The sequence below is a fragment of the Micromonospora sp. DT228 genome (assembly GCF_049841595.1).
Taxonomy (GTDB): domain Bacteria; phylum Actinomycetota; class Actinomycetes; order Mycobacteriales; family Micromonosporaceae; genus Micromonospora.
In genome coordinates this window covers 49,920-66,393 of sequence record NZ_JBNCKO010000022.1, presented here as the reverse complement: position 1 = coordinate 66,393, position 16,474 = coordinate 49,920, and the positions used below count along the sequence as shown (strand labels likewise).

Sequence of the window (16,474 nt, the reverse complement as noted above, 5' to 3'; positions counted from 1 at the left end):
GCGTTGGTCTTCCAGATTCAGGTCGAGAGTGAGATCCCCGCAGCCGATCTGCGTCGGTTCCTCGCGGACAGCTATGGCATCGCGCCGGAGGCGATCTACGTCGGGCGGATCGAGGACCGTTCGGCTGGTGACCCCCGGCCGGTCGCCATGTTCACCCCTCCCGACGACGACGAGGAGTTCGGCTGGGCGCTGATCGGCGACACCGAGCTCGCCGACGCCACCGGTCTGGAGGAACGGGAGCTGGCCGTCGCCTTGGCCCGCGCCTTCCGGGTTCGGGCGCTTGTCGACGACGGCAGCCACTATCCCGACAGGTGGCTCCTGGTCAGCGCCGATGGCAGCAGTGGCCGGGTGCTCACCGACGAGGACGCCGCCGACGACGGTGACCTGCGGATCGTGCACGCACTCGAACCGATAAGTGGCGAACCCCAGCTCGCCGTCGTGCCGCCGCGAGACTGGTCCCGCGACGAGGACTGACCTGCGATGACCACAGGTCCGGCTGGCCGTGCTACGCGTCTTCGTCGTCGCCCCGGCCACCACGGCGGCGGCACACCGTGCCGGCCGCCAGCAGGGTGACGACCGCGGCGGTCAGTTGGAGTGCGGCGCCCAGCAGGTCGACCAGGCTGGAGATGGCGTCAGCGTGCGGCACAAGATCCATGAACGGCCTCCGGGTTCGTGCCCACCGTCCGCTTCCTGCGGAAGGCCCTCCCCCGGGCCCGAGCGGTAGCCGCCAGAGCGCCACCGCCATTGTGGCACTCCCGCCCCACCAGAAAACAGGCCTCCGACCGATCGACTGACGTCATACGTTACAACTTGACGAACGGCATGTTATCGCTCACAGTCGATGTCGAGGCGAACGGCGTTCAGGGCTCGCGGGAGAGCCCTGGCTGGTCGGCCTCGGCGTCACGGCGTCCGGCCGGGCATGCGGGCGTCGCATCAGGATTCGACAGCGGCCGCCGACCACGTGCGGCGGACGACGCGCGTCCGCACCCGTGCTGCCGCCGAGTCCCCGACCCGTACCAGAGGAAGCGCCGATGAGATCAAGGATCGCACTGCTGGCCGCCGCGCTCGCGACGGCCCTGGCGACGACGACGGCCGTGGTCACGGCCGCCACCCCGGCGTCGGCCGCGACGCTCACCCAGGTGACGAACTTCGGCACCAACCCGACGAACCTCCAGATGCACCTGTACGTGCCGGACCGGGTCGCGGCCCAGCCGGCTCTCCTGCTCGCCCTGCACTACTGCACCGGCAGTGGCCCGGCGGTGCACTCCGGTTTCGGGCTCAGCACCCTCGCCGACCGCTACGGCTTCATCGTGATCTACCCGTCGGTGACCCGCAGCAGCAAGTGTTGGGACGTCTCCTCCCCGCAGGCGCTGCGGCGCGACGGCGGCAGCGACCCCATCGGCCTCAGGTCCATGGTGGACTACGTCCGGGGCCGCTACCCGGTCGACGCCAACCGGATCGCCGTGGGCGGGTTCTCCTCCGGCGCCATGATGACGAACGTCATGGCCGGCCTCTACCCGGACCTGTTCAACGCCGGGTTCAGCTCCTCCGGGGTCCCGTTCGGCTGCTTCGCCACCACGAACGGCGCCGAGTGGAACAGCGAGTGCTCCGGCGGGCGCATCGTCCGCACCCCGCAGCAGTGGGGTGACCTGGTGCGCAACGCCTACCCCGGCTACACCGGCAAACGTCCCCGGATGCAGATCTGGCACGGCACCACGGACACCACGCTGAGCTACGTCAACTTCGGCGAGCAAATCAAGCAGTGGACGAACGTCCAGGGCGTCTCACAGACCCCCGCCTACACCGACTCCCCGCAGGCCAGCGCCACCCGTACCCGGTACGGAGGCACCGGCGGCACGGCGCCTGTCGAAGCCATCAGCTTCCAGGGGTACGGCCACTCCATCCCGTTCGACGCCGCGCAGGCCGTCCGGTTCCTCGGTCTGGACACCACGAGTCCCACCACCCCGCCGCCGAACCCCACCACCCCGCCGCCGAACCCGACCACACCGCCACCGGGCGGCACGGCCGGACCGCTGCGCAACGTCAACGCCGGTCGCTGCCTGGACGTCCCGGCGAGGTCGCAGACGAACGGCACCCAGGTGGCGCTGTGGGACTGCAACGGCGGCACCAACCAGCAGTGGACGCCGACCGCCGCGCGACAACTCCAGGTGTACGGCACGAAGTGCCTGGATGCCGAGGGCGCGGGGACCACGTCGGGCACCCGGGCGATCATCTGGGACTGCAACGGCGGCACCAACCAGCAGTGGAACCTCAACTCCGACGGTACGGTCACCGGCGTGCAGTCCGGCCTGTGCCTCGCGCCGAACGCCGGCGGCACCGCCAACGGCGTCCAGTTGGTCCTCTCGACCTGCAACGGCACGAACTCCCAGCGGTGGAGCAGAAGTTGACGCGGTGACCGACGGGGGCGTACCCCGCTTGTCGCTTGATCGGTCGGTGGCCCGGCTCGGGAGGAATCCCGGGCCGGGCCATCGGTTGTCCGAGGAGCGCCGCACTGGCGGAGCGAGCCGCTGTCGGCGGCGTCGAGGGCGCGAGGGTGTGGTGCTCAGCGCGGGGGTGCGGCGCGCGGCGCGGGTGGAGTCCCGCTGCTCGGGCCCGGACTCTGAACAGCGGGACTACCAGACGCGACCCGACCACCTGGCCGGACCGACGATCCCCGGTGCGGGCAGGGAGGACGCTTCGCCGCGCACGCCGAGGCCGACCCGCGCCGGCCGCAATCCACCCGCCCACGCCGCCGTCGGCGTCTCCGGACCAGGAGTCACAGCGCTCACGATCGCCCCGGAGCAGTGGATAATCGGCGACTGTCCGTCACGTTAGCGCTCACCGGACACGTATGTCCATAGATGGTTGTCAGTGCGAATGGAGGGGTCGGTCGCCGAGACGCAGCAGGTGACGGCCACCCGAGAGAAGCCTCGCCGGCCTCACGGCCCGGGCTGCCCCTTCGACGCCGGCCGTCGCGGTGGTGCGGCACTGTCGCGCACGATCAGCTCGGTGGCCAGTTCGACCCGGGGGCTCTCGGTCTTCTCCCCGCCGGCGAGGCGCAACACGGTCCGGGCGGCCAGCATGCCCATCTCGGCCAGGGGTTGACGGACGGTCGTCAACGGCGGTGAGCACCACCTGACCTCCGGCAGGTCGTCGAAGCCGACCACACTGATGTCGTCGGGCACCCGCAGCCCGCGTTTGCGGACCGCCTCGTAGACGCCGAGCGCCATCTGGTCGCTGGAGGCGAAGATGGCGGTGGGCGGATCGGGCAGGGCCAGCAGTTGGGTACCGGCGCTGAATCCGGCCTCGTGGTAGAAGTTGCCGGGACGGATCAGGCTGTCGTCGACGGGAATGTCGGCGGCGCCGAGGGCAGCCCGGTAGCCGTCCATCCGGGCCCGGCTGCACATCAGGTGCGGCGGCCCGGCGATGAAGCCGATGCGGCGGTGGCCGAGGCTGATCAGGTACTGGTTGGCACTCAGGCTGCCGGCCCAGTTGGTGGCGCCGATGGTGGGTGACTCCTGCGGGTCGACGCCGGCCGGGTCGATGATGACCACGGGCAGGTGCAGGCGACGCAGCTCGGCCTGCAACGGCGGGTTCACCATCGAGGTCACGAAGATGATGCCCTCGGTGGAGCGCGTACGCATGTTGTCGAGCCACTGCTTCGCCGAGGAGATGCGCCAGTGGATGGCCGACACGACGGTGCCGACGCCGCTGGTCTGGCCGACGTCCTCCACGCCGCGAATGATCTCCACGGCCCACGGGCTGTCCAGGTCGTTGAAGACCAGGTCGATGAGAGCGGCATCGGTACGCCGGGCCGGCGAGCGGCGGCGGTAGCCGTGCCGGTTGAGCAGCGCCTCGACGCGTTCCCGGGTGTCCGGGGCGACGTCGGATCGCCCGTTGATGACCCGGGAGACCGTGGGCACCGAGACACCGGCCAGCCGCGCGATCATCGCGATGGTGACGTTTCGGCCGTTCTCCGCGCCCACGGTCGCTCCTTCGTCTGCCGGCAGGCTTCAGGTCTGCTCGCGGTGGTGCGATGTCATCCCTTGACGCTCCCGGTGAGGCCCCCGATGAGCTGCCGTTCGGCCACGGCGTAGAAGCCCAGGGCCGGCAGCATGGACAGCACGACGTACGCGAGCACTCGCGCGGTGTCGTCGGCGTACTGGCCCTGGAATGCCTGGACCCCGACGGGGAGCGTCCACCAGCTCTGGTCGCTGAAGACGACGAGCGGCAACATGAAGTTGTTCCAACTGGTCACGATCGCCAGCACCGAGACGGTGGCCAGGGCGGGACGGGCCATCGGCAGCAGGACCCGCCAGAAGAACCCGAAGGAACTGCAGCCGTCCAGGACGGCTGCCTCCTCCACCTCGGCCGGGATGGTGCGGAAGAACTGGCGCAGGATGATGATGGTGATCGGCAGCCCGAAGGCGGCCTGGGGCAGGATGACGCCGAGCGGATTGTCCAGCAGGCCCATGCCGCGCAGCAGGACGAACAGCGGCAGGATGGCCACCGCGAACGGGAACATCAGACCGATCGCGAAGAGGGTCACCAGGAACTCGCGGCCCCGGAACGCATAGCGTGCGAAGACAAACGCGGCCATCGCCGCCGCGCCGACGACGATGACTGTGCTGCTGACGGCGATCAGCACACTGTTGCCGAGCTGCCGCCAGAACACGCCCTCGCTGAGGATCTCGAGGTAGTTTCCCACCCAGGGATCGGGCCAGCCCAGCGGGTTGGTGGACAGCTGGCCGTTGTCCTTGAAGCCACCGAGCACGCCGAAGTACACCGGCACGACGATGAGCACACCGACGGCGATGCAGACGAGGTGCAGCACGACGCTGCGGGTCCGCTGGGCGCGACTCGCCGTGGCGGTCATCGCTGGCCTCCCTGGGTGGTGACCGCGCCCGCCGTGTCACGACGCAGCACGATGCGTTGGTAGAACAGGGCGAAGACGAGGCTCAACAGGAACATCACGATGCTGATGGCACTCGCGTAGCCGACCTCGAAGCGACGGAAGCCGAACTGGTACATGGTGACGGCCAGCGTCTCCGAGGAGTGGATCGGCCCGCCGCCGGTGAGCACCCAGACCATGTCGAACAGTTGGATGGTGCCGATGACCGACAGGAAGATGCTGATCCGGATCGTCGGGCCGAGCAGGGGCAGGGTGACGTGCCGGAACGCCTGCCAGGCGCTGGCGCCGTCGGTGACCGCGGCCTCGGACAACTCCTTGGGGATGCCCTGACGGGCGGCCAGGAAGAGCATCATGTAGAGGCCGAAATACTTCCAGGACACCACCAGGAAGACGGCGTACAGCACGGTGTCCGGGTCGGCGAAGACGGTGCCCGCGTCGGCACCCAACCACCGGGCGACGCCCTCGCCCAACCCTCGGTTCGGAGAGAACACCAGGGTGAACAGGACGGCCGTGGTGACCTCGGAGAGCACGTACGGGGCGAAGAAGATCAGCCGGTAGACGGCCCGCCCGCGCAGTGGCTGGTTGAGCAGCATGGCCAGGGCCAGCGCGACCGGCAGCTGCACGACCAGGGACAGCAACACCAACACCAGGCCACGCCACAGGTCGCCGCGGAACGTCGGGTCGCCGAAGGCACGTGTGTAGTTGTCCAACCCGATGAAGTTCTCCGGCAGCCCGAAGCCGTTCCACTTGAAGAGGCTGGCGTAGCCGGCCACCACGATGGGGGCGAGGACAAGGAGCACGAACAGCGCCAGGGCGGGCGCCAGGAACACGGTGAGGACGCCACCCCGGCCCGGCCGGGGCTGGCGGCCGCGCTTGCGCGCGGTGCCCGGCCCCGATGCCGGCGGATCGGTCGCCGTGTCGCCGCGCCTCGTGTCCGACACGGTCGATGGCCTGGTCATGCCTACTCCACTCGGGTTCTACGGCCGGCTACGGATGGTTGACGGGTCACGGTCAGGCGGTCTTTGCCACCTGCGTGATGTCCTTGAGGATCGCCGAGGGGGCCTTCTTGCCGGCGATGATCTCGGCGACGCTGTCGTTGATCTGCTGCCCGAGCGCGGGCGCGTACGCCTGGTCGAGGTAGAGCTGGAAGCCGGTGTTCTTGGCCAGGGTCTCCGCGACGACCTTGTTGTTGGGGTCGCTGATCGCCGAGGTGGCGTCCTTCACCGTGGGCAGTACCGCGCCGGTCTGCGCGGACTTCTTCTGGTTGTCGACGCTGAGCAGGAACTTCAGGAAGTCGATGGTGGCCGCCGGCGCGTCCTTGCCGACGGCGAAACCGTTGCCGCCGCCGAAGACCTCGGTGGAGGTGCCCTTACCGCCGTCCACCGCGGGGAACGGGAAGAAGCCGAGCTTGTCGCCGAGGCCCTTCTTGCTGGTCGAGCTTGAGGCCTGCACCGCCGGCGCCCACTGACCCATCAGTTCCATGGCCGCGCCGCCGTTGCCCATGGTGGCGGCCTGCCCGTCCGGAGAGCCGTACTCGGCGCCGAGGAAACCCTTCTGGAAGGGCTGCAGGTCGACGAGTTCCTTGAGCCGCTCACCCGCGGCGACCAGTTCGGGGGTGTCGAAGTTCTTGTCGTCGACGGCCTTCTGCAGCGCGCCGACGCCACCGATGCGCATGGCCAGGTAGGACCAGTAGAAGTGGGCCGGCCACTTGTCCTTGCCGGCGATGGCGACCGGGGTGATGCCGGCGGTCTTGAGCTTCCGGACCGCGTCGAGCAGCGCTGCCCAGGTTGTGGGCGACTCGGTGATGCCGGCGCGGGTGAAGAGTTCCTTGTTGTACCAGAACCCGACCATGCCGATGTCGAACGGGATGCCGTAGATCTTGCCGTCGATCGTGTACGGCCCCATGGCAGCCGGCAGGATGCCACCGACCAGGTCCTTCACGTCGTCGGTGAGGTCCTTGACCAGGCCCGCGTCGACCTGCTGCTTGAGCACGCCACCACCCCACGACTGGAAGAGGTCCGGCGGGTCACCCGCCTGGGTGGCGGTGGTGAGCTTGGCCTTGAACGCCTCGTTCTCCAGCGGCTGGATGTCGATGGTGACGTTCGAGTGCGCGGCCTTGTACTCGGTGGCCAGCGCCGCCCAGACCGGAAGCATCGGCTCGGTGTTCTGGATGTGCCACCAGTTGATGGTCTGCGGCGCGTTCGGGTCGCTGGACTTCTCGTCACCGCTGCAGGCGCTCAGCAGGTAGGCGCCGGCGCCGGCACCGGCGAGGCCGAGCAACGTTCGGCGGGAAAGGTGCGTAGTCATGATCCATCCCTTCGGGGACTCACGGGGTGCTCGGACGCCGGCCGAGCCGGCGGGTGGGACTTATGGATCTCCGGAACTTTCATTGCTTCGCCGGTATTACCGGTCGATGGCCGGCACGCTACGAGCTGTGGCCCCAGCGGTCAAGACCTCTGTCCTATTGCGAAAAGACCGGCTAGCGTAGGCAGGACTTCCAGTGATCCGGGACCGCAAGTTTCCGGAAGTTCCAGACAGTCGTCCAGAGGAGCCCTCGTGTCGACCGACATCGCTAACGTGGCGACCGCTGCCCGGTCGATCCGCAACCCTGTCCTCGCCGGATTCCATCCGGATCCATCGATCCTGCGCGTCGACGATGACTACTACCTGGCCACCTCGACCTTTGAGTGGTATCCGGGCGTGCGTGTGCACCATTCGCGTGATCTCGTGAACTGGCGCACCCTGGGCGGGATCGTCACCGACCGCCGCCTGCTCGACCTGCGCGGCTGCGGTGACTCCAACGGCGTGTGGGCGCCCGACCTGACGTACCACGACGGGCAGTTCCACCTCGTCTACAGCGACGTGGCCAGCTTCGCCAGCGGCTACTGGGATCCCCAGAACTTCCTGGTCACCGCCGAGGACATCGCCGGCCCGTGGTCGGACCCGGTGAAACTGCACGGGCGCGGTTTCGACGCCGCCCTGTTCCACGACGACGACGGCACCACCTGGCTGCTGAGCATGAGCGCGGACTGGCGACCCGGTCGGGACCGTTTCGGCGGCATCGAGATCCAGCAGTACGACCGGGCCGCGCGCCGCCTGGTCGGCCGGCCCCGCATCCTGTTCACCGGCACCCCGGTCGGGGTCACCGAGGGCCCGCACCTGTACCGCCACGACGGGTGGTACTGGCTGATCACCGCCGAGGGCGGCACCAGCTGGGAGCACCAGGTCACCGTGGCGCGGTCCCGGGAGCTGTTCGGGCCGTACGAGGTGGACCCGTCCGGCCCGCTGCTCAGCTCGGTGGGTCGGCCCGACCTGCGGTTGCAGAAGGCCGGTCACGGCAGCCTGGTGCGCACCCAGGACGGCGAGTGGTATCTGGCCCACCTGGTGGGTCGCCCCTACTCACCGCTGGGCAGCTGCGTGCTGGGCCGGGAGACGGCGATCCAGCGGGTCGAGTGGCCGGCGGACGACTGGCCCCGGATCCCGGGCGGGGTGCCCGCGGAGGAGGTCGTCGCGCCGGACCTGCCCGGGCACCCGTGGCCGGCCGAGCCCGACACCGACCACTTCGACGCCCCCGAGCTGGGTCTGTGCTGGTCGACGCTGCGCCGGCCGGCCACCGACGACTGGATCGACCTGCGGTCGCGGCCGTCGTACCTGCGGGTGCACGGCGGGCAGTCGCCCGTCGGCCGACAGGCCCCCAGCCTGGTCGCGCGCCGCGTCGAAGCGACGCACTGCTCGCTGGAGACGGTTGTGGAGTTCGACCCGGTCGACCACCGTCAGCTCGCCGGGATCACCGCCTACTACAACACCCTCAACTGGCACCACCTCTACCTGACCCGCGCCGACGACGGGCGGACGGTGCTGGAGCTGCTCAGCTCCGACAACGGGCGGCGTACCCCGCACCCGGAGCTGACCGTCGACGCCAGCGGCGTCACCCGGGTCGGTCTGCGGGTGGTGTTCGACGGGCCGGTGGTGGGCTTCGACTACGACCTGGGCGCGGGGTGGCAGCGCCTCCCGGTCGAGCTGGACGCGACGATCCTGTCCGACGAGCACGCCGCACTGATCATCGACGGTGAGCCGGCCGCGTGGGGCTTCACCGGCGCGTTCGTCGGCCTGTGGGTGCAGGACCTCGGCGGCGACGGGGTGTACGCCGACTTCGACCTGGCCACCTACCGGGAGCAGTGAGCAGGCGGACGGCACCCCCGGGCGGGTGCCGTCCGCGTTCCCGTCGTCCTACTTCACCTGGGCGGCGACGGCCCGAACCTGGCCGAGGGTGGTGCGGAAGCCGTGGCCGGACGCGGCCGGGTCCTCGTCGACCAGGCCGCTGACGGCCATGGCCTGCGAGCGGGACACCACGACCGCGTCGTCACCGGCGCCGGCCACGTCGAACACCCCGAAGTCACCGCTGAGCGTACGGAACGTCGCGGCCGCCGGGTCCTTGGCGAGATAGAGCACCACGACCTGACCCGAGGTGAGCGTGGACATCTGGGCCATGTCCGCGACGCCGCGATCCAGGCTGGCGAGCGTGATCCGCGTCCCGGCCCCGACGGAGGTTCCGTTCGCCGCGCGCAGCACCTCGTCCACCCGGAACCCGGTCGCCTCGACCTCACCCCGAACCACCAGGTCCGCGGTCTCACTGAGCTGCCGCACCGTGCCGTACCCGCGCAACTTGCCCTTGATCGCCGGCCGCACGGCGCCGGTCGGCGCGGCCTCGGTCGGCGCGCCGACGCTGGGCGCGGCGACCGGGTCGGCGGCGTCGGCGCTGCCGCAGGCGGACAACGCCGCCACGGCGAGCACGGCGGCGGCCGTGACCCACAGAGACCCGGTACGGCGAAGGTGGACTGCCATGGACTGCTCCTTGCGTGTCGGTGCCGTCCCGGGTCGTTCCGCCCGGGACGCGGTACTGCTCACGCCATCTAACTGGGCGCCTCGGCGACCGAGCACCCCGGTAGCCGTCCTCGCGCAGAACGCCCGCCGACGACGAGATGAACACGCGTCGTCACGGCCCGCTGTCATCGATTGACGGCACCGCGACGCACTGATATCTGTTAATACAGTTTCCAGATGCTCGCGGTGCCCGCCGGGGCCGATCGTCGCGCCGGGCACCGACCGGCCGGCGGCATGCCGCCCCTTCCCCGAGGAACACCATGGTCCGCAAGAGAACAGCCGCCTACGTCGTGGGCACCCTGCTGACCGGCGTCGCGGCGGTCGGCTACGGCCTGCCGTCGGCCAGCGCCGCGACCGCCGGCGCGATCACCGGCCTGGGCGGCAAGTGCGTCGACGTCGCCGGGGCCAATCCGGCGAACGGCACGCCGGTCCAGCTCTACGACTGCAACGGCAGCACCGCCCAGACGTGGACGGTCGGCAACACCGACACCTCGATCCGCGCGCTCGGCAAGTGCCTGGACGTCACCGCCGCGTCGACAGCCAACGGCGCCAAGATCCAGTTGTACGACTGCAACAACACCGGCGCGCAGAAGTGGACGGCCAGCAACGGCGCTCTGGTCAACACCGCCTCGGGCAAGTGCCTCGACGTGACCGACCGGAGCACCGCGAACGGCGCCCGGTTGCAGATCTGGACCTGCGGCGGCACCACGAACCAGCAGTGGACGCTGCCCGGCGGTGGCACCCCCAGCCCCACGCCTACCGCTACCGTCCCGGCCGGCGCCAACCTCGACGACCCGGCGAAGAAGGACGTCGCCATGCAGCTCGTCTCGGCCGCGGAGAACTCCTCGCTCGACTGGCGTGCGCAGTTCTCCTACATCGAGGACATCGGCGACGGCCGCGGCTACACCGCCGGCATCATCGGCTTCTGCTCCGGCACCGGCGACATGCTCGAACTGGTCGAGGCGTACACGCGCACCAAGCCCGGCAACGTGCTGGCCGGATACCTGCCGGCGCTGCGCGCCGTCAACGGCACCGCCTCGCACGCGGGTCTCGACCCCAACTTCTCCCGCGACTGGCGGACCGCGGCCAACGACTCGGTGTTCCGCGCCGCGCAGGAGGCCGAGCGGGACCGGGTCTACTTCAACCCGTCGGTACGCGACGGCAAGAACGACCAGGTCCGGGCACTCGGTCAGTTCGCCTACTACGACGCGGCGGTGATGCACGGGTACGAGGGCATGCGCCAGATCCGCAGCCGCGCCCTCGCGCGCGCGAAGCCCCCGGCGCAGGGCGGCGACGAGCGGACCTGGCTCAACGCGTTCCTCGACGAGCGGGTCATCGAGATGAAGAAGGAGGAAGCCCACTCGGACACGTCCCGCGTCGACACGGCCCAGCGGGTGTTCCTCAACAACGGCAACCTCAACCTGAACACGCCGCTGGCGTTCGCCGTCTACGGCGAGCAGTTCCGCATCGGCTGACGCAGACGCTCAGGGCGCCGCCCGCGCGGCGCCCTGAGCCGTCCCCCGTACGCGACCCCGCCTCGACGCTGACGACACGGCTCAGGACTGCCGCTGGTCGGTGGGGTGGCCGAACCGGCGGGCACGAAAACGGGATCGCGCACTGGCACACTTGCCGACATGGTCGACTGGTACACCCGAGCCGAGGCCGGTAGCGGTCTCACCCGGCTCTCGGAACCGCACGTCAACGAACTCCTGTCGGCGAACTTCTGGTGGTTGCGCGGCAACGATCGGGACCTGGTGATCGATGCGGGGCTCGGGGTCGTCGCCCTCCGGGAGGCGATCCCGGCCATGTTCGCGCGCGATCCGATGGTCCTGCTCACCCACGCGCACCTGGATCACGTCGGCGGGGCGGCCGAGTTCGCGGACCGGGCCGCGCACCCCGCCGAGGCGGACCTCCTGGCGGCGGGCGTGCCGGCGAGCCTGTACGGCGCGGAGCTCTTCGACAAGCTCGGGATCGACGCGGCGGGCGAACCCGTCCCGGAGCTGATGATCGACGCCCTGCCCGATCCCGACTACGACCCGGCCGCCTACCGCATCGCACCCATGACCCTGCACCGCCTGCTCGACGACGGCGACCACGTCGACCTGGGCGGGCGAACACTCACCGTGCTGCACCTTCCCGGCCACACGCCGGGCAGCGTCGCCCTGCTGGAGGAACGCACCGGGACCTTGTACTCCGGCGACATCATCTACGAGGGCGCGCTGATCGACGATCTGCCGAACTCCGATGTGGCCGACTACCGACGCAGCATGGAGTTTCTCGCCGACCTCGACGTGTCCATCGTCCACCCCGGCCACGGGCGCAGCTTCGACCGGGCACGCCTGCGTCAGTTGGCCCAGACCTACCTGCGCAGAGACGTCTAGGGCGTGTGTCAAAGCCCCTGGCCGGCCTGCGGCGGGCCCAGACGACGACCGGCCGCGTTGAAGATTCGTCCGGATACAACACCGGTATCCGGACGAATCTTCGCCTTGCCGGATCGCCGTCTGGACTCCGCCTCGGCTCGACCGAGGGCTTTGACACAGACCCTAGGCGGACCGCTACCCGGCGGCGCCGGCCGGGGCGGCGACAAGCGAGTCCAGGTGGCGGCGTCGATCCGCGCGGCTGCCGCCGGAGTCGCCGAGCAGGCACTCGGCGTGCGCCCAGAGACGGCGGCCCGTCCGATCCAACTCACCATCGGCATCAGCTTCATCGGTGAGGCCCTGGCCGTGACCCGTCGGGGCATCGACCTACGGGTGCCGTTCGCACCCGTTCGCCGATGACGACAGCACGGCACCGGTGAGCCGAACGGGCCAGCGGCTCAGCTCTCGACCCAACCGTGCGATCTGGCGTGGTCGACCAGAGACTGCCGGATCGCGGAGATCTGGGCCCCGGTCAGCGTCGGCACCCGCTCGATCAGCAACTCCGTCACCTCGTAGGAGAACTCGCGCGGCGACAGGACGTCGCACATCCCGTCATCCTCCCCGGTCTGCCCGGTCCGCGTCGGCACCACGTCCGGTGCCCGTTCCGGCCGGGCGACCGCGACCGACTCGACGATCCGCAGCGCCGCCACCTTCAGACCACGGTCGCCGGCCTCCACCTCGTACTCGACACGCATGCCGGGATGCACCAGATGCCGCTGCTCGCCGAAGTCGTTGGCGTGGACGAAAATGTCCTCGCCGCCTTTCGCCGGCGCGATGAAACCGTAACCACGTGCCTCATCGAACCGGATGACCTTACCTACCGCCCACACAGCCACCACCCACTCCCACCACTCCACCAGGATCTCGACTACTTCCACCCACTGCCCGACAACCGTACCGAATACCTCGCGACCTGGCTCCCACGATCACCGTGCGCGCCATTCCGCGCCGGGGGCGCGGCTGGCATGCTGTTCGTACCATCGCCACGCTGGTGCGGGAGGTCGTCGTGTCGATCGAGGATCGCGCAAGGAAACCGAAGCTGCCGCCGCGCTGGTTCATCCGGACGGCCTGGTCGGTGCACCGAGGGCTCTACCGGGTGTTTCGCGGCCGAGTCGGGCTCTGGCGGCCCCGCCCGGACCGTTGGGGCACCCTGCGACTGACCACGACCGGTCGCCGTACCGGCCAGCAACGCGGTGTCATCGTCGCGTACCTGGAGGATGGGCCGAACCTGTTCACGTTGGCGATGAACGGCTGGGGCGAGGGTGAACCCGCCTGGTGGCTCAACCTGCGGACCCATCCGGAGGCGACAGTCGACCTGGTGGACGGGCGGCGGCTGGTCCGTGGGCGCGCCGCGACCGGGGACGAGCGGACCCGCCTGTGGGCCCGCTGGCGCGACGTCGACACCAATCTGGACGCCTTCGCGGCCCTGCGCCCGTCCGAAACCGCGGTGGTGGTTCTCGAGCCCCGCTCCGGCGTCGAGGGTGTTGCCGGCCAGCCGCAGCCCGACGCCTGACGCGGTAGGCCCGCTCCCCCACACCGCCGCGCGTCCTGCGACAACAGAGCCGCGCCCCGGCGAGGATGGCGGACCCGGTCGGGGCGCGGCTGGGTGGTGTCGGTGGGCGTAGGAGCTGTCGTCGTCGCACTTGTGGTCGTCGGCGTCGGCCGCGTCGCCGTCGGCCGCGTCGCCGTCGGCCGCGTCGGCGTCGGCGCCGGCGTCGGCGTCGGCCGCGGCGTCGGCGTCGGCGTCGGCGTCGGCGGCGGCGGCGGCGTCGTCGGCGGCGGCGGCGGCGTCCGCGTCGTCGGCGTCCGCGTCGTCGGCGTCCGCGTCGTCGGGGCCGTCGACCGGCTCTTTCTCGGCCTTGACCACCGAGCCCAGCGGTCGATCATGACCGGGGAAATTGTCGTACATGTGTTCTAGTGTGTCGTCATGGTCGAGGAGTTGGCGCAGGCGGACGACGCGGTTGCCGCCTGCGTTGGCGGCTCGGCCTGGGCCCTCACCGAGCATGAGCTGATCGCCGCGCTCGACGCAGCGCACCGCGTCGAGCAACGCCTCGCCGCCGTCAAGCTGGCGTTGGTGCGCGAGTTGGACGGTCGCGGCACCGCACTGACGCAGGGCGCGTCCAGCACGGCGGTCTGGCTGCGCGAGCGACTGCGGTTGACAGTCCCCGCCGCGCGCCGGCTGGTCGATCTCGCGGCCCGCGTCGACGCGGCCCCGGCCGCCGTGCGGGAGGCTCTGGCGACCGGCGCGGTCAGCGTGGAGCATGCCCGAGTCATCGTCGACACCGTCACGGCCGTGCAGACGGCCGCCGGGCCGGAGGTCGCCGACAAGGCCGTCGGAGTGCTCACCGACTGGGCCGGCCAGTTCGATCCCATCCTGATGCGCAAACTCGGCACCCGCATCCTCGACCACGTCGCCCCCGACATCGCCGACGCCGCCGCCCACGCCGCACTGGACGCCGAGGCTGCCCGGGCGACCCGCGACCGAACCCTCACCCTCTCCGAGCAGACCGACGGCCGGCTGCGACTCACCGGCACCCTCGACGCGGAAGCCGCGGCGCTGCTCCGCGCCGCCATCGCCCCCCTCAGCGCACCCACCGGGCCCGACGACACCCGATGCGCCGGCCAACGCCGCCATGACGCCCTCGCCGACGTGTGCCGACTCGCCCTGCGCACGGGTGAGCTGCCCGACAGCGGCGGCGACCACGCCCAGATCGTCGTCACCACCGGCTACGACTCGCTGGCCCGCGAGTTGGGTGTCGGCGCACTCGACACCGGCCCGCGCCTCACCCCCGACACGGTGCGCCGACTCGCCTGCGACGCCGCGATCCTCCCGGCCGTCCTCGGTGGCACCGGCCAGGTCCTCGACGTCGGCCGGCAACGCCGCCTCGTCACCGGCTCACTGCGCCGCGCCCTCGTCCTGCGCGACGGCGGCTGCGCCTTCCCCGGCTGCGACCGCCCACCACGCTGGTGCGACGCCCACCACATCCACCACTGGGCCGACGGCGGCACCACCACCCTGGCCAACGCCGTCCTGCTCTGCGGCCACCACCACCGACACCTCCACCACAACGACTGGACAGTGCGGTTGGCAGGCGACGGCCACCCCGAATTCATCCCACCCGCCTGGCTCGACCCCCAACAGGTCCCCCGCCGCAACCACTACCACCGGCGGCCCTAGACACGACCAGCCGAGGGCCTTCGCCAGCAACCGTTGACGGATGGCTTGCTGCGTACCGATGGCCAGGGGATCTTTGCCGAGGACGCCCACCTCACCGTGACCGGCAGGACCGTCACCATCATCAACCGCGGCGGCGAGACCGACCGAGCTGGAGCGGCGTTGACCGAGCACCCGGCCGGGGCAGGGCCTCAAGGCGAGCCGGCAGCTATTGGGCCACCCATGGCTGCCCACCACGACCCGGTATATCCGCGAGCCGGCATATGCACGTCCCTGCCCACCACCCGGAACTGGCGTTGATCACCTGGATCATGTGGATACCCAATCGGAGCGGCGGCTCCTGGGATCCGCCGCGACCACGGCGCCAACCATCGCGAGGCGGGAGGGCGATCGTGACGTCCGTCCGCTCAGCCGGGGTCGGCGCAGAGTTGGGAGGTCAAGGTGGTGCGGGCCCATTCTTCCCACGTGTCCGGTGACCAGTCGCGGTCGCGGACGAAGATCAGGTAGAGCTGCGGGCTGAGCAGGCCGAACAGCAGGTCCGCCGCCATCTCGACGGAGAGGCCGGGGCGGGTGTCGGGCTTGCCGACCAGGGCTTCGGCTGCCGCGTACTGCACGGTGTAGCGCGGGTCGGGGCCGTCCGGCCACTGTGCGGCGATCTCCGGGTCGGTGGCCGCGGCAGCCGCGATCAGCGGCATGATCGGGGCGACCCGGCCCAGGATCTCGCAGGTGCCGTGGACGTGCGCGCGCAACTGCCCGGCTGCGGTGGGTTCGGCGCACGCGGCGCGAAACCACTCACGATCCATTGTGGCGATCGGCTCGGTGTCCCCGGCGATGGACGCGTCGACGACGTCCTTGAACAGCGTGCGCTTGTTGCGGAAGACGAAGTAGACCGTCTGGACGGCCACGCCCGCCCGGTCCGCGACCTCCTGCAGGCTCGTCGCCCCGTAACCCTGCGCGACGAACAACTCGCGAGCCGCGTCGACGACCTTGTCACGGGTACGGCGTGAGCGCTCGGCTCGCTTGTCCGGCCGCTTGACCTTGTCCATATTGCGAGCCTATCTTTAGAGCACGTCACTAGAGTTGAGC

Annotated in this window: 17 protein-coding genes; 9 read left to right on the top strand and 8 right to left on the bottom strand. The window is 70.4% G+C overall.

What is annotated here, in order from left to right; all coding sequences use genetic code 11:
• Positions 1–3 precede the first annotated feature (3 nt).
• Positions 4–474, top strand: coding sequence for a hypothetical protein (locus ACLQ29_RS31285; protein WP_425774971.1), 471 nt, complete (start codon positions 4–6; stop codon positions 472–474).
• 31 nt (positions 475–505) lie between these two features.
• Here ACLQ29_RS31285 and ACLQ29_RS31280 read toward each other — a convergent pair whose 3' ends face one another.
• Entirely contained in the window at positions 506–655 is a 150-nt protein-coding gene (locus tag ACLQ29_RS31280) for a hypothetical protein (RefSeq protein ID WP_425774970.1), read from the bottom strand.
• Between the two features lie 376 nt (positions 656–1,031).
• Here ACLQ29_RS31280 and ACLQ29_RS31275 point away from each other — a divergent pair, with 376 nt between their 5' ends.
• Positions 1,032–2,408, top strand: coding sequence for an extracellular catalytic domain type 1 short-chain-length polyhydroxyalkanoate depolymerase (locus ACLQ29_RS31275; protein WP_425774969.1), 1,377 nt, complete (start codon positions 1,032–1,034; stop codon positions 2,406–2,408).
• Positions 2,409–2,939: 531 nt separating this feature from the next.
• On the opposite strand, the gene ACLQ29_RS31270 is transcribed toward ACLQ29_RS31275, so the two are convergent.
• Genes ACLQ29_RS31270 through ACLQ29_RS31255 form a run of 4 tightly spaced genes read right to left on the bottom strand, consistent with a single transcriptional unit; the run spans position 2,940 to position 7,219 of the window.
• Positions 2,940–3,986 carry a LacI family DNA-binding transcriptional regulator gene (locus tag ACLQ29_RS31270; RefSeq protein ID WP_425774968.1) on the bottom strand — a complete coding sequence of 349 codons (1,047 nt, stop codon included), beginning with the start codon at positions 3,984–3,986 and terminating at the stop codon, positions 2,940–2,942.
• A gap of 53 nt (positions 3,987–4,039) precedes the next feature.
• Positions 4,040–4,876, bottom strand: coding sequence for a carbohydrate ABC transporter permease (locus tag ACLQ29_RS31265; RefSeq protein WP_425774967.1), 837 nt, complete (start codon positions 4,874–4,876; stop codon positions 4,040–4,042).
• Entirely contained in the window at positions 4,873–5,871 is a 999-nt protein-coding gene (locus ACLQ29_RS31260) for a carbohydrate ABC transporter permease (RefSeq protein ID WP_425774966.1), read from the bottom strand. The genes ACLQ29_RS31265 and ACLQ29_RS31260 overlap by 4 nt, the downstream gene beginning before the upstream one ends.
• 52 nt (positions 5,872–5,923) lie before the next feature.
• Positions 5,924–7,219, bottom strand: coding sequence for an extracellular solute-binding protein (locus ACLQ29_RS31255; RefSeq protein WP_425774965.1), 1,296 nt, complete (start codon positions 7,217–7,219; stop codon positions 5,924–5,926).
• A gap of 249 nt (positions 7,220–7,468) precedes the next feature.
• Here ACLQ29_RS31255 and ACLQ29_RS31250 point away from each other — a divergent pair, with 249 nt between their 5' ends.
• The gene (locus ACLQ29_RS31250) at positions 7,469–9,094 is read left to right on the top strand and encodes a glycoside hydrolase family 43 protein (protein ID WP_425774964.1); all 1,626 of its coding nucleotides are present in this window, start codon (positions 7,469–7,471) and stop codon (positions 9,092–9,094) included.
• Positions 9,095–9,142: 48 nt separating this feature from the next.
• Here the strand turns inward: ACLQ29_RS31250 and ACLQ29_RS31245 are convergent, their stop codons facing one another.
• Positions 9,143–9,757, bottom strand: a complete 615-nt coding sequence (locus tag ACLQ29_RS31245) for a hypothetical protein (RefSeq protein ID WP_425774963.1) — start codon at positions 9,755–9,757, stop codon at positions 9,143–9,145.
• Between the two features lie 299 nt (positions 9,758–10,056).
• Between ACLQ29_RS31245 and ACLQ29_RS31240 the strand changes: the two genes are divergently transcribed.
• The 3 genes from ACLQ29_RS31240 to ACLQ29_RS31230 all read left to right on the top strand — a co-directional run bounded on the left by ACLQ29_RS31240 (position 10,057) and on the right by ACLQ29_RS31230 (position 12,573).
• The gene (locus tag ACLQ29_RS31240; RefSeq protein ID WP_425774962.1) at positions 10,057–11,271 is read left to right on the top strand and encodes a chitosanase; all 1,215 of its coding nucleotides are present in this window, start codon (positions 10,057–10,059) and stop codon (positions 11,269–11,271) included.
• Positions 11,272–11,430: 159 nt separating this feature from the next.
• Complete coding sequence (locus ACLQ29_RS31235) at positions 11,431–12,177, top strand: MBL fold metallo-hydrolase (protein ID WP_425774961.1); 747 nt, start codon at positions 11,431–11,433, stop codon at positions 12,175–12,177.
• 216 nt (positions 12,178–12,393) lie between these two features.
• Positions 12,394–12,573, top strand: a complete 180-nt coding sequence (locus ACLQ29_RS31230; RefSeq protein WP_425774960.1) for a hypothetical protein — start codon at positions 12,394–12,396, stop codon at positions 12,571–12,573.
• 38 nt (positions 12,574–12,611) lie between these two features.
• On the opposite strand, the gene ACLQ29_RS31225 is transcribed toward ACLQ29_RS31230, so the two are convergent.
• Positions 12,612–13,091, bottom strand: coding sequence for a cold-shock protein (locus tag ACLQ29_RS31225; RefSeq protein ID WP_425774959.1), 480 nt, complete (start codon positions 13,089–13,091; stop codon positions 12,612–12,614).
• Positions 13,092–13,204: 113 nt separating this feature from the next.
• Between ACLQ29_RS31225 and ACLQ29_RS31220 the strand changes: the two genes are divergently transcribed.
• The 3 genes from ACLQ29_RS31220 to ACLQ29_RS31210 all read left to right on the top strand — a co-directional run bounded on the left by ACLQ29_RS31220 (position 13,205) and on the right by ACLQ29_RS31210 (position 15,391).
• Positions 13,205–13,726 carry a nitroreductase/quinone reductase family protein gene (locus tag ACLQ29_RS31220; RefSeq protein ID WP_425774958.1) on the top strand — a complete coding sequence of 174 codons (522 nt, stop codon included), beginning with the start codon at positions 13,205–13,207 and terminating at the stop codon, positions 13,724–13,726.
• 93 nt (positions 13,727–13,819) lie between these two features.
• Positions 13,820–14,131 (top strand): hypothetical protein, encoded by a 312-nt coding sequence (locus ACLQ29_RS31215; RefSeq protein WP_425774957.1) that lies wholly within the window; start codon positions 13,820–13,822, stop codon positions 14,129–14,131.
• A 9-nt stretch (positions 14,132–14,140) separates the two neighbouring features.
• Complete coding sequence (locus tag ACLQ29_RS31210; protein ID WP_425774956.1) at positions 14,141–15,391, top strand: DUF222 domain-containing protein; 1,251 nt, start codon at positions 14,141–14,143, stop codon at positions 15,389–15,391.
• Between the two features lie 404 nt (positions 15,392–15,795).
• On the opposite strand, the gene ACLQ29_RS31205 is transcribed toward ACLQ29_RS31210, so the two are convergent.
• Positions 15,796–16,434 carry a TetR/AcrR family transcriptional regulator gene (locus tag ACLQ29_RS31205; RefSeq protein ID WP_393361018.1) on the bottom strand — a complete coding sequence of 213 codons (639 nt, stop codon included), beginning with the start codon at positions 16,432–16,434 and terminating at the stop codon, positions 15,796–15,798.
• Positions 16,435–16,474 lie beyond the last annotated feature (40 nt).

Coding starts and splice junctions, on each gene's coding strand:
- ACLQ29_RS31275 (WP_425774969.1), top strand. CDS start 1,032: ATGAGATCAAGGATCGCACTGCTGGCCGCCGCGCTCGCGACGGCCCTG.
- ACLQ29_RS31210 (WP_425774956.1), top strand. CDS start 14,141: ATGGTCGAGGAGTTGGCGCAGGCGGACGACGCGGTTGCCGCCTGCGTT.
- ACLQ29_RS31265 (WP_425774967.1), bottom strand. CDS start 4,876: ATGACCGCCACGGCGAGTCGCGCCCAGCGGACCCGCAGCGTCGTGCTG.
- ACLQ29_RS31245 (WP_425774963.1), bottom strand. CDS start 9,757: ATGGCAGTCCACCTTCGCCGTACCGGGTCTCTGTGGGTCACGGCCGCC.
- ACLQ29_RS31240 (WP_425774962.1), top strand. CDS start 10,057: ATGGTCCGCAAGAGAACAGCCGCCTACGTCGTGGGCACCCTGCTGACC.
- ACLQ29_RS31235 (WP_425774961.1), top strand. CDS start 11,431: ATGGTCGACTGGTACACCCGAGCCGAGGCCGGTAGCGGTCTCACCCGG.
- ACLQ29_RS31255 (WP_425774965.1), bottom strand. CDS start 7,219: ATGACTACGCACCTTTCCCGCCGAACGTTGCTCGGCCTCGCCGGTGCC.
- ACLQ29_RS31260 (WP_425774966.1), bottom strand. CDS start 5,871: ATGACCAGGCCATCGACCGTGTCGGACACGAGGCGCGGCGACACGGCG.
- ACLQ29_RS31280 (WP_425774970.1), bottom strand. CDS start 655: ATGGATCTTGTGCCGCACGCTGACGCCATCTCCAGCCTGGTCGACCTG.
- ACLQ29_RS31205 (WP_393361018.1), bottom strand. CDS start 16,434: ATGGACAAGGTCAAGCGGCCGGACAAGCGAGCCGAGCGCTCACGCCGT.